Source organism: Candidatus Colwellia aromaticivorans (assembly GCF_003333305.1).
Lineage (GTDB): Bacteria > Pseudomonadota > Gammaproteobacteria > Enterobacterales > Alteromonadaceae > Colwellia > Colwellia aromaticivorans.
This window is the reverse complement of sequence record NZ_QOLD01000095.1, coordinates 1-15,297: the sequence shown is the minus strand read 5'-3', so window position 1 is coordinate 15,297 and position 15,297 is coordinate 1. Positions and strand designations below refer to the sequence as shown.

Here is a 15,297-nt window from a genome sequence, read left to right as displayed (position 1 = left end):
TTGAATTTACCGATTAAAATGAATTTTTGACAATAAAAAACCCCGCATTTTCGAGGTTTATAAAGTGTTACACTATTATGTAAAAAAATCAGATACTAAATGCCAAAAATATAATTATAAACTCCTAGCTCTAATTTCAATTTTTCTTGAGGTAAAAACACCCGCAACACTACATTGACCGGTACTCGTAATGGTATAATAAGAAGTACCATTAACAGGCGCAACAGTATCATTTGTGCATTTTACATTGACAGCTTTACAGTTCTCTAACCCTTTAATAGTAGAAAAGTCATATTCAACACCGCTTAGACACAAACCATTATTAGGTAATAAAGGAAACACTTCACTTAATTTCTTTTGTGCTCCCGCTTGAGCTGCTTGAAATGCTCGCGTACCAATCACTTCATAGGCGATTGTTTCTGCATTAGAGCTGGTCATCCTAACAAGAGCCGATCCCAACAAAGTCATAACAACAATAATAAAAATAGCAATAACGAGTGCACTACCCTTTTGCTTATTGAATCTTCTATTTTTTACCATAAGTTCATGGAACATTTAACACCTGCACTTCATTATTGAAAGTGACTTGCTCACCGTTTTTTTCAAATCGTAAATGTATTTGTACCATGGCGTTACGCTGTAAAGTTGAGGCTATAACCTCGAAAGGGTTAGCATTATAAATATCTTGCGCCATTTTGGTACCGTCTCTGGTTAAAGTATTATCTAGCAAACAATACTCGACGCTTTCATTGATAAAGTAAATTCTTTGAGTTGGAGAGTCTTCGGCAAATACTACGTCATTTTCTAACGTAATAACCCACTCATCACCGATTGTTACTATACTAGCAATATCATGCACTTTATCGTCATTACTTGTAATAATAGGGTAAACATCGTCGGGGGCTAATGGGTAAACAATGGCTTTCCAATGACCAATGTTAGCGATATCTTCATCAAACCTGATAACATTAATCGTATCGCTTGTTATTTCAGGGGTTACCGGTATATCTGTGTAAATAGTGCTTTCAATAATAGGAGTGAATTTCAAGCAATTACCAGATACTATTAAACTATTAGGTAATGCATTTCGAACTTCACGATTCAAACGTTCAATAGCAAAGCGTGCTGATGACACTAATTGATCTCTGGCTGTTGTTTCAGTATAAATTTGTGTACCAAATTTTATAAAACTACTAATTGAGGCTGCAAGCACCCCTAAAATAACAATAACGACTATCAGCTCAATAAGGGTGAAACCCGATGATTTATTTCTCATTAACGGTTTCATTAAAAGTTAGCTCTATAAGTTGAAAAACTCATTGAAAAATCGGTAGGCGTAGTGATAGTAACTACAATTAACTTAGCTGTTGAAATATTAGCATCCGAAGCACCATCACAACTAGGCCCACTATAATCAGCATCATTACAAACCCTAATAAGCATGGCATAACCAATATATAAGTCTAATGGTAACCCTTGTGAGTTCTTGATCTCCCCTGCGCTATAATCTAATCCATTATAATCATCAACATCATTAAAAGTGGCTCTACTTTCTCCAGTTTCCGCCCCCATAACGGTAGAACAAGCAGGCGCCCCCGTTTCACCACATCGAAGTCGACCTCCTGCCATATCCGAATGTTGATCAAAGGCTTTATTTTGAATTTCATTGAGCATTGATTGCGCTAACTCTGCCGCTTTCACTTGATGTAGCTGTTCAGCGCTTTGTTGTGCAATAGGAAAAATCAGAGAGGTAAGTACAGAGAAAGAAATAGCTAAAACAACGATACCAACAATAGTTTCAATTAAGGTGAAACCTTTATGCTGTAAACGAGAACAATAATGGCTAACTTGCATAAATATAGCCCTCATGGTTTATTTTAATGGCTAATGAACTTTCCCCTGCCACTGTCAACGTGATTTCACATGGCGTAAGTGCATCGCCGCACCCTAAAGCTTCTGGCCTTCCCAGTGAAGAAAAGTTAAAACTTGATAGTCCTTCAGAATTGGTAAAACTTACATTATGATTGGCATTAATAGTGACTGTGGTTGATTTTCCTGCGTAATTAGATTCACATGTAGTGGCATTAGGAGTTGTCGCTAACAACCCAATGACAGATGAATCGATCTGAATCAATCGGCATGTGCCATTGTTTGTTTGTTGCATTGTGCGCAGTTGAATAGCTCTTAACTTGATAATCAATTCATCACGATAAGTATATTCTTCGAAACCGTTAGAGGTGAAAAATTTTGGCAATACTGTCACTGCCATTATCGCTATCATCATAATAACGACAATAAGTTCTATCATGGTAAAGCCATTGCATTCAATGGGTTTATTTTTACCTGAGTACATAATCAAACACAAGAGTTCACTGTAATAATGGGTTTAACCCCCATTGCCGTTGCTGGTTGATAAGTCACAATACAATCAGCACTTTGTGAAGAAATTACTCCTAATGAGACAGGGTAAATAATCAATACGCTATTAGAAATTGCCATTTCAAAGTCACTTGAGTCTAAGTCTAAAACCTCTTGCCAGTCTAAAAGGTTTGTCGTTGGATAGCCATATTGAACATCAATTTCAGTACCATCAGATAAAGTAACGCTTGCCGTGGATAGTTTTTGATTGCCTGCAACAAGAGATCTACTGTAGGCCAGCGCCGAAGCTCCCTGTATAGAAACTTTTACCCCCTCCAATGTTGAGGTTTGAGCATCAGCTTGCAAATGAATATATTTAGGCACAGCCGTTACCGCTAAGATACCCAAAATAACAATAACCACCACTAATTCAATTAAGGTAAAGCCTTTACTGTTCATTATACTTTCTCTGGTGCTAATACTTTAATTAATCAAGATAAAAGACACTATTTCTCTGTTATGATACTTTACAATATTTTATCAATAAAGGGTAAGTTATTGTTTATTTCATACTGATAAACAAGTCAATTTACTTACATCATTTAAACCTATGTGGTCAGCTTTTTCTTATTTTAAATTTTTTCTTGTCAGCTATTTTTTCGTTGGTATGCATATTGTTTTAGATACTCCCGGTGGTACTGGATTGTATCTATCATTCAATATCATTGCTTGGTTGTTTGTAGTGATATTAATTGCCCTTGGTTTTTGGCAGGTCACTTTAAATAAAAAAATAGTTTATAGCAAAATGTTAGTTTGGCTAAGTGTTGGTTGTCTTTGTTTGTTCGTCTCTGCTTTCTATTCTTTTGAATTTACAGATCATGCGATTCCACGTCTTTTAGCACTAACAGGCGGTTTGCTGTTGTTGTTTTGTTTGTATCAATTTCCCGTTAATCAATCAGATAAAGACCAGCTACTAATCCTGATTTTAATTGCCGTAGCATTGGAGTCTTGTTTAGGTTTGGTACAATACTTTTTCTTTGAAGAAGGGTTTTGGGGTGGTTATAAAGTAGGTATTAGCAGGCCGCATGGCGTATTTTTACAGCCCAATGTGATGGCCAGCTTTATGGCAACAGGTTTGGCTATTGCCCTTTTTATCTCAACTCAACTTGCGTTAGTTAAATCTCGGTTTTCTATTCCGTTCAAAGGTCTTATATATTTCACATTGTTCTCTACTAGCTTTTTACTGGTGGTATTACAATCAAGAACAGGCCATTTAAGTGCTTTACTAATTTTAGCTCTTATCGCTCCTTATTTATATCAGAAAAGTCGGAAACAGCTATCGATTAACGTTATTATCATAACTTTAGCCCTGATTACTGCCGTGGTGAGTTTTAAATTTTCTGACGTTCATAAACGAGGCAGTGAAGTATACCAGTCTATAGGTTCACGAAGCGTTATCTATGAAGTAAGTATTGATATGTTCAAAGCTAAACCATTATTTGGTTATGGCTATGGCGGTTTTGAACGGAGCTTTATTGACCATTTTAATCAGTATGCGATAGAACACCCTGAAGTGGGCAATACCATACAACGCTTATCTCACCCTCATAATGAAGTGCTCTTTTGGGTGGTTGAAGGGGGAATTGTAGCCTTATTAGCTTTTATGTTATTCACCATAGCTTACATTACAACTTGGCTTAACATTAGTAGACGCAAAGCATTAGCCTTATTTGCCTTACTGTTACCCATTTTACTACACAGCCAACTGGAGTTTCCTTTCTATAGCTCTGTAAGCCACTTTTTAGTTTTTCTAATTATACTTTGGTTAACTGATACTGAAAACTCAAAAAATAGTTTATCGTTTAAGTGTACTAATACGTTCTTATTACGCTTTATTGCACTATTGATTCCAGCGATTTTTGTACCTTTTTTAGCCACAAGTTTACACACTGCCAACATTTTGGTTGATCATGAAAAAAACGGCTATCAATCAATAGAAAAATTGAATGATATTATCAACCCTATTGCTTGGCAAAATAGATTAGATGCGGCGGTTTATGCCCATATTTTAGTTTCAGGGCTAATAGACAGAGACAGTCAGAAATTAGAGCGATATATTGCTTGGGCTCAACAGAGAATAAAATACATGCCTAGAGAAAGCGTGTACGCAAATCTGCTTTTAGCGCTTAGCATATTAAACAAAGATGCTGAGCATCAACAATTACTTATAGAAGCTAAGCAAACTTATCCTCAACGAAAAAACTGGAAAGATAATATTTTATCACCAAAAAAGTAGATGCTTTTTTGGTGATATTTAGGCAGTAAGCTTTGCGATCAACTAAACGCAGTATTTAAAGTCACTATCGTCTAGTAAAGATAATGAATCTCCTACTATATCATCTGAATTTAGCACGGCTATTAACTCTAAACCTTGTTGACGTTGTGCTTTATTTAAGGCTTTATAAGGTAAACGGAAATTAGGTAATACTGCATCTGTCATCATCAGCGCAGTATTAATACCAATAGGGTTTGGCTCACAAAACAACCATTGCATTAAATCTTGCAAGCTATTGTTAAGTTCTGTGTTTTTATTATCCATTAATTGTCGCATCAAACTCGGTACAATATTTGAAGTAACTGAAATAACGCCATGGGAGCCATGTAGATGTCGCCCATCATGACTTTCATCATCATTACCCGACCAACAAGCAATACCTTGTTTTTCATAATGCGCGATACGATCGTTACCACCACATTCTTTCACACCAATGAAGTTTTTATGTTTAGATAGTGGTTCAATGATATCAGGAGTAAGATCTTGACCAGACCGTCCCGGTACATTGTAAATAAAAGCAGGGCCAATATCTAATGTACGCGTTAAGTGCTCCATAACCCCTGCCGTTGATGTTCTTCCATAGTAGGGGTTGATTTGTAAAGTAGCATCCATTCCCGCAGCAAAGCCATTCACAGTTGCTTTTATCGCTTCACTGGTATTATTACTACCGGTATTACCAATAATTAACAACTTTTCACCAAATTTATGCACACTGTGAGCAATTAATATTAAATGCTCTTCCCATGATAACAAGTGTCCTTCACCGGTAGTGCCACCAACAACAATACCATCCACTCCTGCAGCTATTTGTTTAGCTACCAATTTATCATAAGTGGCTAAATCAACTTCGCCCGCTGCATTATATGGGGTTTTAATTGCGGTAATTAAACTTGCTGCTCTCAATCGTTTCATTATGTTCCTAATTTTCTAGTATTCTAATTAAAATGGACAAATAGACGCGCGTTATTAACATTAACTAACAGTGACCAATATTATCAGTTATTTTACGCATTATAAAAATTTCTTTTGTTTCAATATGTTGATATTTAAAGGTCTGATGGTCTAACTGAAGTACTTTATAAGCATGATAATTATCACTATCATTAAGATCTGCCGCATACAGTTGTTGATCGATCAATTCACTTTTTGTGATAGTAAAATGAACATTACCCACTAAGCCCCAATCACCCAGTTCAACAATTTGTTCCGTAACATTTGTTTCTTGATCTGTTGATACAAAAGTAAATTCAAAGCTGCCATCAGCACTTAATTCAGCATACTCCACAATTTGTCGATCCTGTGCGTCGATGTCATTTCGATACCAACGGCCAAACAAAAGCGCTCGGTTATAATTCATGTCGACACATTTTTCCTTTATTTTATGCTATAAATAAAATTAAAAATACCACTTTAACACAGTAAGATGGTGTCTATTTTAAATGTAAAAGCAACTTATGCCAATCTGAATAAATTATTTATTTTTACGCATTGCAACTAAATAAATCATAAACCACGTTTCCAGCTGAGTCTGTTTAAAATAATAAGATGTAACTGGTGATAAAAAGGGTTAAATTATGTGACATAAAAAACGTCACTCCATTGAGAAAAATTCATGTTTAAACCTAACGTACAATTATTATTAACTGGCAATGAATTAATGACTGGTGATATTGTTGACAGCAATTCAGCCATGATAGCACAGCAGTTTAAAGAGTTAGGATTAGACATTTCTCGTAAAGTAACCATTGCAGATAACCTATCGGCATTAGTAAATGAAATTAACCAACTCGCCAAACAGGCCGACATTTTAATTATTAACGGTGGCTTAGGTCCTACCATTGATGATTTAACTGCTCAAGCTTTAGCAAAAGCAACCCAAGTAGAATTAGCTGAACATAATGAAGCATTGGTACATATTACGGCTTGGTGTAAGAAACGCGGTGCTAAATTAAACTCTCCTAATTTAAAGCAAGCCATATTACCACAGGGGTGCGCCATAATAGCCAATAAAGAAGGCAGCGCTGTAGGTTTCAAAATGATTCATCTGGCCTGTGATATTTATTGTACTCCCGGTGTTCCAAGGGAACTAAAAACCATGTTGGCCGAACAAATAATACCTGACATAGCTAAAAAACTTCCTAAAGAATTAATCACCGATGTAACTCGATTACAAGTATTTGGTTTAGGGGAATCAACGTTACAAAAAATGATAGATGAACAACTACCAAATTGGCCAGAAAGTATTGATTTAGGCTTTAGAGCAGGTATGCCGTTACTAGAAGTAAAACTCACTACAACGAGCCAAGAAGGCCATAATATAAAAACAGAGTGGTATACTAAATTAGTAGACGTGTTAGGCGATCATGTCATAGCAAAAATTGAAGATACCCCCTTATCTTTAGCAAAACATATCTTACTAGAATTATCAGATAAAAATTTAAAAGTCACCACTGCAGAATCATGTACTGGCGGTATGATAGCGAGCTTATTAACAAAAGAAGCGGGTGCTTCAACATGTTTTGAAGCGGGTTTTGTTACTTACAGTAATAAGATGAAAACCAAACTATTAGGTGTAACCGAAAAATCATTAGATCATCTCGGCGCTGTAAGTAAAGAAGTTGTTATTGAAATGGCTAAAGGTGCTTTAGAAATATCCTCTGCGGATTATGTCATTGCCGTATCAGGTATTGCAGGACCCGATGGTGGCAGCATAGACAAGCCAGTTGGCACCGTATGGCTTGCTTGGGGACATAAAAACAATTTAAAAACGGTAGGCTTATTAATGCCATTACCAAGAAGTTACTTTCAAAAATATATCGCTAATATAGGTTTAGATTTAATTCGTCGAGAATTAATGAGTAGCACACAAACGCCACATTATATTGTTGAGCGAAAGTTTAGTTAACTACCCCAATAAGTATTTTTGAACAACTCATTGCTAAGTACATAAAAAATTTATATATTTAAAGACATAAATTTTTTATGCCACTACGCTAATGCTATAATAACCAAAGCAACTAATTAAGTGTTAGTAATAATCATTAAGTTTCGGAGTCTATTTTGGTTGAGAAAAATTTTATAACCAGTGGTCGAAATACCATTATACATAAGATGAAAAAGTTCGATTTATTAATTGTTAATGGAGAAAAGCCTGTGGTGATAGTAAGTCACCGAGGTATTGGTATATATAAGGGTGAAATACCAGCTAAGCGCTCTATTGCAAAAAAGGCTTATCAAGATGTTGTTTATATTGAATCTAGTGAAATATTTGGTGAAGAAAAGACCTTATTATTTGTGCAATCTCTAGATGGCAGAGAATATAAAGTTGACTATAGTAAAATAGACACCAAAAACTTTATTAGAGTCCACCAAGATAATTACATTTAATTTAGTGACATATAATTACCCTTTTTAGTCATCTAGTAGTTCATTAGCTTTTCTAATGATGATGTCGGAGTATACCTTTTATGACTCAGGTCAGTTTAATTGCTAATGCCAAAAATAATATTGATGTGCATTTAATGCCAATCAAAAATGGAGATGCAATCACAGAAGCGAATATTATTGAGCTAATTTCAGAGTCTCAATATACCAAATTACGCCCCAATACGGCCAATATAAAAAGTGCCATTGCCGAGTTAAATGATGTACTAAAACCTTTACTAGATAAACAAACAGGCCGTGAAATACAGTATCAAATTTTAGAGCGAGTAGATGCCACTATTTCAATAACCATTGACGGTGATGAAATGGGTGCTAATGCTGAAATCACCGCAGCACAAGGCGGAAAACATTTATCAGCGAAAGCGATTTTAACAGCAGCCCAAGAGGCAGGTGTAAAAAAAGGGTTTAGCAAAGAAGAGTTGGTAAAATTGGCTCAATTAGCCGCTAGAGAAAAACCTAACAACCACGTAACACTACAAATAGCAGCAGGAAAATTAGCTATAAATGGAAATGATGCTGAAATCAAACCACTTGTTGAAAGTGCTCAATCTCGTATTTTACGTCCCAAAAGAAAAGAAGATGGTAGCGTTGATATGCGTGATTTAGGCGATATTATTTGTGTAAAAGTTGGTGATCCTTTAGTAAAAAAAATCCCTTTAACTGCAGGAACAAAAGGCTATACCGTAACCGCTACTTTACTTGCTCCAGAGCCCGGCAATGATGTATCTTTGGTTTCTGGTGAAGGCACCGCCATCAGTTCCAGCAACCAAAATATGTTAATCTCAGAAAAAGTTGGCTTACCAAAAGTAATTGCTAATGGAATGGAAGTCGATGAAATATACAAAATTAAAAGTGTGACTGTTGCTACTGGTAATATCAACTTTACTGGTAGTGTCATTATCGACGGTGACGTAAACGAAGGTATGAAGGTAATTGCTAGTGGTGATGTCACTGTTGGTGGCTTTGTTGAGTCAGCTATGATTGAAGCCGGTGGTGATATCACAATATCTGGCGGCATCATTGGTCGAAAACATGATGTTGAAAAAACCAACATCACCGATGTAAAAATGAGTGTTAGCGTCAACGCCAAAGGCAGTATTTATGCCAAATATTGTCAATATGCTGAAATAAGTTGCTCAAAAGATGTACGCATTGAAAGGCAACTGCTACATAGTTTGCTGAATATTCAAGGTGGACTAAAAGTTGGTACCGAAGAAAAATCTGACGGCAAGCTGATTGGTGGTAATATTAAAGTTGGCACTTTTGTTACAGCCGGAATAGTTGGGGCAACAGCGGGTAGTAATACTGTTTTTCATTTTGAGCATGAAATTAGAAAACTCAAAGAACAAATGCAAGACATTGAGTTAAGATTGAAACTCGACTCAACTAAAACTAACGAGTTAAAAGCTGCAACAAATAAATTAAAAAAATTACCCAAAGATAAAATAAAACCAGAGATGCTAACAAAAGTTGTTTCTACTTATCAATTTCACGCAAAACGTATGAGTGAAGCTCTATTAGAAAAAAAAGCGCTGGAAAAAACTACTCAAGATTATATGGAAAGCGTATATGTCGAAGCTACGGAGAAGTTATATCATGGTGTTCAGCTAATTATTGATGGTTTTAACGATAGATCACGCCGTGAATATGGCCCTAGCAGAATGATATACAAAGAAAGAAAGATTCACATTACCCCTATTGTTAATACATAGCTTTAACCATGGCAAAAACACTTACTTCGCGCTTATTTTTACACTATTGAACTGACCAATTATTAATACTCAAGCCGAGCAATGTTCAATTAATTTAATAGAAACGAATTAACGTAAACTAACGCTAAACGAGTTATGAAAAAGCAAAAAATGTATGACGATGCGAATTTTCTTCGCAACGTCGTAACTCATTAAGGTTATTTACATATTAGGATAATTTGGACCACCTGTTCCTTCAGGGGTAACCCAAGTAATGTTTTGGCTTGGATCTTTAATATCGCAAGTTTTACAATGAATACAGTTTTGAGCATTAATAACAAACTTATCACCTTCCTCTGTATGTTCTACTTCATAAACACCTGCAGGGCAATAACGCTGTGCCGGCTCAAGATATTTAACTAAGTTTACAGTTATTGGAATATTGCTATCTGCAAGCTTTAGATGACACGGCTGTTCTTCTTCATGATTAGTGTTAGAAATAAACACTGAAGATAGTTTATCAAAACTCAATTTACTATCCGGTTTAGGATAGTTAATGACTGCCGCTTCTGATGCGAGCTTAAGCTGATCATAATCTACACTGTCATCTTTAAAATTAAACGGTAGTTTACCACCACAAAAGTTTTGATCTATTGTATTGTAAACGCCTCCTAGCATAGTACCAAATTTGTGCATAGCCGGACCAAAGTTACGGGTATTATATAGCTCATCATACAACCATGAATCTTTGAATTTATCAGTATACGAGATTAAGTCTTGTTTGCCTTCGTCGTTAATGATTAGCGCGTCAACAATGGCTTCCGCTGCTAACATACCAGATTTCATCGCGGTATGATTACCTTTGATTTTAGCAAAGTTAATCGTACCAGCATCACAACCGACTAATAGTGCACCTGGCATAGTCATTTTAGGCAATGAATTGAAACCACCTTTTGCCATAGCACGAGCACCATAAGAAACACGTTTACCACCTTCAAGGTATTGACTAATTTTTGGGTGGTGCTTATAACGCTGAAATTCATCAAACGGACTCAAGTGCGGATTACTATAATTTAAATCGACAATCAACCCGACAAACACTTGATTGTTTTCAGCGTGATATAAATAACCGCCACCTGTTGTATCTTTATCCAATGGCCAACCCGCCGTATGAACAACTAAACCTTCTTGGTGCTTAGCAGGGTCTATATCCCAAATTTCTTTAAAACCTAATCCATAGTGTTGTGGAGAAGAATTTGAATCTAAATTAAATTTAGCAATAAGCTCTTTACCTAAGTGACCACGACAACCTTCAGCAAAAACCGTATATTTGGCACGCAGCTCCATACCTGGCATAAAAGAGTCTTTCTCCTTGCCGTTAGCATCTAAGCCCATATCACCAGTTATAATTCCACCAACGCTACCATCATCATTATAAATAACATCTTGCGCAGGAAAACCAGGAAATATTTCAACACCTAATTGTTCAGCTTGTTCAGCTAACCAACGACAAATATTACCCATACTAACAATATAGTTACCATCATTATGCATAGTTTTCGGTACAGAAAAGCCGGGTAATTTAATACCATTACTGTCGCTATTTAATAAATAAATATCATCTCCAGTTACCTTGGTGGTGACCGGGGCACCTATATCTTTCCAATCAGGAAATAACTCATTCAGTGCCTTTGGTTCGAAAACCGCACCCGAAAGAATATGCGCACCGACCTCTGAGCCTTTCTCAACAACACACACCATAAGCTCTTGTTGCTTTTCTTGTGCTAGTTGCATTAAACGACAAGCAGTTGATAGGCCTGCAGGGCCTGCGCCAACAATTACTACGTCAAACTCCATCGATTCGCGTTCCATGGTATCTCCAAATATTAATTTTATTTACAAAAAGATTCAAACAGTTGTTTGATATTCAAACAGGTGTTTGATAGTATCTTATTAGTGGTTGCCAAGCAAGTCAGTATTTTTCTACAATAGCATAGTGATCAAGGTTATATTAATAGTCAATACTATAGCTTTATAAGCAACCTGTTTTAAACAATACTACCAATTAACGATATAAATAGGTATTAGCTAGCAGTTTGAAAGTTTTTATTAAGTTGACGTTCACGTAAAGTAAAGGTAGTCTTTTGACTATCAACTAAATTAATCAATAATTACTCAATAAAAAACATACCCAGAGGCGACGATGAAAGTATTAGTTCCGATAAAACGTGTAATTGACTATAACGTCAAGGTTCGTGTAAAACCCGATAACTCCGATGTTGATCTTGCTAATGTAAAAATGGCAATCAACCCGTTTTGTGAAATAGCAGTAGAAGAAGCAGTTCGTTTGAAAGAAGCTGGCACTGCAACTGAAATTATTGCCGTGTCAATTGGTAACAAGTCTTGCCAAGAACAGTTACGTACAGCACTAGCGCTAGGCGCAGATCGCGCAATTCAAATTGATACTGATGAAAACTTAGATTCATTAAATATTGCCAAACTTTTACAAAAAATTGTTGAAGAAGAACAACCACAATTAGTGATTTTAGGTAAACAAGCTATCGATAGCGATAATAACCAAACAGGCCAAATGCTTGCTGCATTAACAGGTATGCCACAAGGTACCTTTGCTTCGATGGTAAAAGTTGAAGGCGATAAAGTTAATGTTACTCGTGAAGTTGATGACGGCTTACAAACAATAGCGCTTAACTTACCCGCTATTGTTACAACTGATTTGCGTTTAAATGAACCTCGTTATGCTTCTTTACCAAATATCATGAAAGCTAAACGTAAACCATTAGTAGTGAAACCCGCCGCGGATTTTGGACTAGATTTAGCACCACGCACTAAACTTGTAAAAGTAACACCACCAGCAACACGTCAAGCGGGTATTGTTGTTGAAACAATTGAAGAATTAGTAGAAAAATTAAAAAATGAAGCCAAGGTGATCTCATGAGTATTTTAGTATTTGCCGAACACGATAACAGCACGTTAAAAGCTGAAACTCTTAAGACCGTTGCCGCAGCACAAGCCATCGGTGGCGATATTACACTATTAGTTGCAGGGCATGACTGTCAAAGTGTTATTGATGAAGCAAGTAAAGTAAACGGTGTAAGTAAAGTATTAGCTGCAGATAATGCAGTTTATGCGCATCAACTAGCTGAGAATGTAAGTTTGTTGGTTCTTGAGTTAGCTGGTGATTACGAACATATTATTGCAACAGCATTAACTACTGGCAAAAACTTTATGCCGCGCGTAGCTGCTTTATTAGACGTAACCCAAATATCAGATATTATCGCTGTTGAAAGTAGTGATACATTTGTACGCCCTATTTATGCAGGTAATGCTATTGCCACAGTGCAAAGTTTAGATAGCAAAAAAGTAATTACTGTACGTGCCACTGGTTTTGATGCAGTAGCAACCGATGGTAATGCTGAAATAGTTACTTTAGATATAGCAACCGATGCAAGTATTTCTGCTCATGTAAGTGATGAACTAACTGTATCTGAACGTCCTGATTTAGGCGCCGCAGGTGTTGTTATTTCTGGTGGCCGAGGTATGCAAAATGGTGACAACTTCAAATTACTTGAAGGAATAGCAGATAAACTTGGCGCTGCTATTGGTGCATCTCGCGCTGCTGTTGACGCTGGCTTTGTACCAAATGATATGCAAGTTGGTCAAACGGGTAAAATTGTTGCTCCTGATTTATATATCGCCGTTGGTATTAGTGGCGCAATTCAACATCTTGCTGGTATGAAAGATTCTAAAGTCATTGTTGCGATCAACAAAGACCCTGAAGCGCCAATCTTCCAAGTAGCGGATTACGGTATTGTGGCTGACTTATTTGATGCCTTACCAGAGCTTGAAAGTAAGTTATAAGTTACAGCTAGAAAGTTTCTCTATAAGTTTTAAGCTAAACTTTATATTGCTATAATAAAACCACTCTCGTAGTGGTTTTATTTTGTTTAAATTTCGTCAAACATAACGTGATATGCACTCAAAAATTCAGGTAATAGCATAATGAAAGAAAAATTATCCAGCCTCAGCGACTTAGCCCATGCTTTTGGAAGAGATGCCAGTAGCACATCAACAGTGGCAAAAAGTGATGACCAGTCCTTGGTGTATTCTACCGATAGTGGTCGTATAAAACATACGAAAAAGGAATCCAAAGTTACTCCCACTGATGGCTTTGCTAGAATTCGCCGTGAAACCAAAGGCAGAAAAGGTAAAGGTGTCGTTACAATCACCGGTTTAGGACTTGATAGTAAGGCACTAAAAGAATTAGCTAAAAAACTAAAAAAAACATGTGGTACTGGCGGAAGTGTTATCGGGGAAATAATAGAAATTCAGGGAGATAAACGTGAAGAGATTAAAGCGTCACTTGAGAAAGCGGGGTTCAAAGTAAAAATGACTGGTGGGTAAAAACCAATAACACCCCGACTCAATCTTACATGAACAACTAGCGTTGGCACTAATGTGCTTTCTAGAAACAAACAATAAAAACAAGTGGTAAAACTAAGGGGTTTCGTTTTCACCCAAGGCTAGAAAGCAAAAAGTCCGTTACTTTCGCTTTTTATTATAATATGAAGGTGGCTTTTCTTAAGTGAAGCTTCTCCATTATCCCCGTTCATCCTGAGCTCGTCGAAGGGTCACATGGGCTTTACTGCCACATAAGTCACACTACCCATTAGCGCACCTGAGTATTCACATTTCCCCTATCCTCGTTGATCCTGAGCTAGTTTATCCTGAGCTAGTTTATCCTGAGCTCGTTTACCCTGAGCTAGTTTATCCTGAGCTCGTTTACCCTGAGCTCGTTTATCCTGAGCTAGTTTATCCTGAGCTAGTTTATCCTGAGCTCGTTTATCCTGAGCTCGTCGAAGGGTCGAAGGGTCAAACACCAGACAGCAAAAAGCCCGCAACAATGTTGCGGGCTTTTCTAAATAGAAGCTTAGCAATGTCCTACTCTCACATGGGAACTCCCACACTACCATCGGCGCTACTGCATTTCACTTCTGAGTTCGGAATGGGATCAGGTGGGGCTACAGTGCTATTGTCGCTAAACAAAAACTTTTAATCACTCGCTTACCTTTGGTAAGTAGTAATTAGCAATCTTGGAAATTTGATATAAATATTACAAAGCTTATTTTACAAAAGAAATGTCAAGTAACACGTTAGTACGTGATGTTTTCTATAAATGTCAGTCTTAACTACAAAACCACTTGGGTGTTGTATGGTTAAGCCTCACGGGTAATTAGTATCAGTTAGCTCAAGGCCTCACAACCCTTACACACCTGACCTATCAACGTTGTAGTCTCCAACGACCCTTTAGGGAGCTTAAAGCTCCAGTGAGAACTCATCTCAAAGCCTGCTTCCCGCTTAGATGCTTTCAGCGGTTATCAGTTCCGAACGTAGCTACCGGGCAATGCCATTGGCATGACAACCCGAACACCAGTGGTTCGTCCACTCCGG

15 protein-coding genes and 2 rRNA genes are annotated in these 15,297 nt (G+C 36.9%); 7 read left to right on the top strand and 10 right to left on the bottom strand.

Features of this window, described 5'->3' with window-relative positions; all coding sequences use genetic code 11:
• Positions 1-114: 114 nt before the first annotated feature.
• From DWA31_RS15365 to DWA31_RS17750, 5 genes are read right to left on the bottom strand one after another with little or no spacing between them, the layout of a single operon-like run.
• On the bottom strand, positions 115-555 hold the full coding sequence (locus DWA31_RS15365; protein WP_114327453.1) for a pilus assembly PilX N-terminal domain-containing protein: 441 nt from the start codon (positions 553-555) through the stop codon (positions 115-117).
• Positions 545-1,276 carry a PilW family protein gene (locus DWA31_RS17755; protein ID WP_281268640.1) on the bottom strand — a complete coding sequence of 244 codons (732 nt, stop codon included), beginning with the start codon at positions 1,274-1,276 and terminating at the stop codon, positions 545-547. Before DWA31_RS17755 ends, DWA31_RS15365 begins: the two co-directional genes overlap by 11 nt.
• An 11-nt stretch (positions 1,277-1,287) precedes the next feature.
• Entirely contained in the window at positions 1,288-1,854 is a 567-nt protein-coding gene (locus DWA31_RS15355) for a type II secretion system protein (protein ID WP_168427368.1), read from the bottom strand.
• The gene (locus DWA31_RS15350) at positions 1,844-2,353 is read right to left on the bottom strand and encodes a type II secretion system protein (protein ID WP_114327450.1); all 510 of its coding nucleotides are present in this window, start codon (positions 2,351-2,353) and stop codon (positions 1,844-1,846) included. The genes DWA31_RS15355 and DWA31_RS15350 overlap by 11 nt, the downstream gene beginning before the upstream one ends.
• A gap of 2 nt (positions 2,354-2,355) precedes the next feature.
• Positions 2,356-2,817, bottom strand: a complete 462-nt coding sequence (locus tag DWA31_RS17750) for a type II secretion system protein (RefSeq protein ID WP_114327449.1) — start codon at positions 2,815-2,817, stop codon at positions 2,356-2,358.
• A 208-nt stretch (positions 2,818-3,025) separates the two neighbouring features.
• Between DWA31_RS17750 and DWA31_RS15340 the strand changes: the two genes are divergently transcribed.
• The gene (locus DWA31_RS15340) at positions 3,026-4,654 is read left to right on the top strand and encodes a PglL family O-oligosaccharyltransferase (RefSeq protein ID WP_168427367.1); all 1,629 of its coding nucleotides are present in this window, start codon (positions 3,026-3,028) and stop codon (positions 4,652-4,654) included.
• 42 nt (positions 4,655-4,696) lie between these two features.
• Here DWA31_RS15340 and dapA read toward each other — a convergent pair whose 3' ends face one another.
• The gene (dapA, locus tag DWA31_RS15335) at positions 4,697-5,605 is read right to left on the bottom strand and encodes a 4-hydroxy-tetrahydrodipicolinate synthase (protein ID WP_114327447.1); all 909 of its coding nucleotides are present in this window, start codon (positions 5,603-5,605) and stop codon (positions 4,697-4,699) included.
• Positions 5,606-5,669: 64 nt separating this feature from the next.
• Positions 5,670-6,050, bottom strand: coding sequence for a hypothetical protein (locus tag DWA31_RS15330; protein WP_114327446.1), 381 nt, complete (start codon positions 6,048-6,050; stop codon positions 5,670-5,672).
• A 255-nt stretch (positions 6,051-6,305) separates the two neighbouring features.
• On the opposite strand from DWA31_RS15330, the gene DWA31_RS15325 reads away from it, so the two are divergent.
• The 3 genes from DWA31_RS15325 to DWA31_RS15315 all read left to right on the top strand — a co-directional run bounded on the left by DWA31_RS15325 (position 6,306) and on the right by DWA31_RS15315 (position 9,849).
• On the top strand, positions 6,306-7,598 hold the full coding sequence (locus tag DWA31_RS15325) for a CinA family nicotinamide mononucleotide deamidase-related protein (protein ID WP_114327445.1): 1,293 nt from the start codon (positions 6,306-6,308) through the stop codon (positions 7,596-7,598).
• 152 nt (positions 7,599-7,750) lie between these two features.
• A complete protein-coding gene (locus DWA31_RS15320; protein WP_210725619.1) occupies positions 7,751-8,080 on the top strand; it encodes a hypothetical protein in 330 nt (109 codons plus the stop codon).
• Positions 8,081-8,160: 80 nt separating this feature from the next.
• Positions 8,161-9,849: a flagellar assembly protein A gene (locus DWA31_RS15315; RefSeq protein ID WP_114327443.1), complete on the top strand. Its 1,689-nt coding sequence runs from the start codon at positions 8,161-8,163 to the stop codon at positions 9,847-9,849.
• Between the two features lie 201 nt (positions 9,850-10,050).
• Here DWA31_RS15315 and DWA31_RS15310 read toward each other — a convergent pair whose 3' ends face one another.
• Entirely contained in the window at positions 10,051-11,700 is a 1,650-nt protein-coding gene (locus DWA31_RS15310) for an electron transfer flavoprotein-ubiquinone oxidoreductase (protein ID WP_114327442.1), read from the bottom strand.
• Between the two features lie 331 nt (positions 11,701-12,031).
• On the opposite strand from DWA31_RS15310, the gene DWA31_RS15305 reads away from it, so the two are divergent.
• From DWA31_RS15305 to DWA31_RS15295, 3 genes are all read left to right on the top strand, one after another.
• Positions 12,032-12,784, top strand: coding sequence for an electron transfer flavoprotein subunit beta/FixA family protein (locus DWA31_RS15305; RefSeq protein ID WP_114327441.1), 753 nt, complete (start codon positions 12,032-12,034; stop codon positions 12,782-12,784).
• The gene (locus DWA31_RS15300; RefSeq protein WP_114327440.1) at positions 12,781-13,707 is read left to right on the top strand and encodes an electron transfer flavoprotein subunit alpha/FixB family protein; all 927 of its coding nucleotides are present in this window, start codon (positions 12,781-12,783) and stop codon (positions 13,705-13,707) included. Before DWA31_RS15305 ends, DWA31_RS15300 begins: the two co-directional genes overlap by 4 nt.
• A gap of 213 nt (positions 13,708-13,920) precedes the next feature.
• On the top strand, positions 13,921-14,250 hold the full coding sequence (locus DWA31_RS15295) for an SUI1 family translation initiation factor (protein ID WP_245942651.1): 330 nt from the start codon (positions 13,921-13,923) through the stop codon (positions 14,248-14,250).
• Positions 14,251-14,774: 524 nt separating this feature from the next.
• Here DWA31_RS15295 and rrf read toward each other — a convergent pair.
• Together rrf and DWA31_RS15285 are read right to left on the bottom strand one after the other, a co-directional pair.
• Positions 14,775-14,889, bottom strand: a 5S ribosomal RNA gene (gene rrf / locus DWA31_RS15290).
• Positions 14,890-15,058: 169 nt separating this feature from the next.
• A 23S ribosomal RNA gene (locus tag DWA31_RS15285) occupies positions 15,059-15,297 on the bottom strand; the annotation flags it as partial.

Bases quoted from the DNA above. Each gene is read 5' to 3' on its own strand.
- DWA31_RS15365 (WP_114327453.1), bottom strand. From the start codon at position 555: ATGTTCCATGAACTTATGGTAAAAAATAGAAGATTCAATAAGCAAAAG.
- DWA31_RS17755 (WP_281268640.1), bottom strand. From the start codon at position 1,276: ATGAGAAATAAATCATCGGGTTTCACCCTTATTGAGCTGATAGTCGTT.
- DWA31_RS15355 (WP_168427368.1), bottom strand. From the start codon at position 1,854: ATGCAAGTTAGCCATTATTGTTCTCGTTTACAGCATAAAGGTTTCACC.
- DWA31_RS15350 (WP_114327450.1), bottom strand. From the start codon at position 2,353: ATGTACTCAGGTAAAAATAAACCCATTGAATGCAATGGCTTTACCATG.
- DWA31_RS17750 (WP_114327449.1), bottom strand. From the start codon at position 2,817: ATGAACAGTAAAGGCTTTACCTTAATTGAATTAGTGGTGGTTATTGTT.
- DWA31_RS15340 (WP_168427367.1), top strand. From the start codon at position 3,026: ATGCATATTGTTTTAGATACTCCCGGTGGTACTGGATTGTATCTATCA.
- dapA (WP_114327447.1), bottom strand. From the start codon at position 5,605: ATGAAACGATTGAGAGCAGCAAGTTTAATTACCGCAATTAAAACCCCA.
- DWA31_RS15330 (WP_114327446.1), bottom strand. From the start codon at position 6,050: ATGAATTATAACCGAGCGCTTTTGTTTGGCCGTTGGTATCGAAATGAC.
- DWA31_RS15325 (WP_114327445.1), top strand. From the start codon at position 6,306: ATGTTTAAACCTAACGTACAATTATTATTAACTGGCAATGAATTAATG.
- DWA31_RS15315 (WP_114327443.1), top strand. From the start codon at position 8,161: ATGACTCAGGTCAGTTTAATTGCTAATGCCAAAAATAATATTGATGTG.
- DWA31_RS15310 (WP_114327442.1), bottom strand. From the start codon at position 11,700: ATGGAACGCGAATCGATGGAGTTTGACGTAGTAATTGTTGGCGCAGGC.
- DWA31_RS15305 (WP_114327441.1), top strand. From the start codon at position 12,032: ATGAAAGTATTAGTTCCGATAAAACGTGTAATTGACTATAACGTCAAG.
- DWA31_RS15300 (WP_114327440.1), top strand. From the start codon at position 12,781: ATGAGTATTTTAGTATTTGCCGAACACGATAACAGCACGTTAAAAGCT.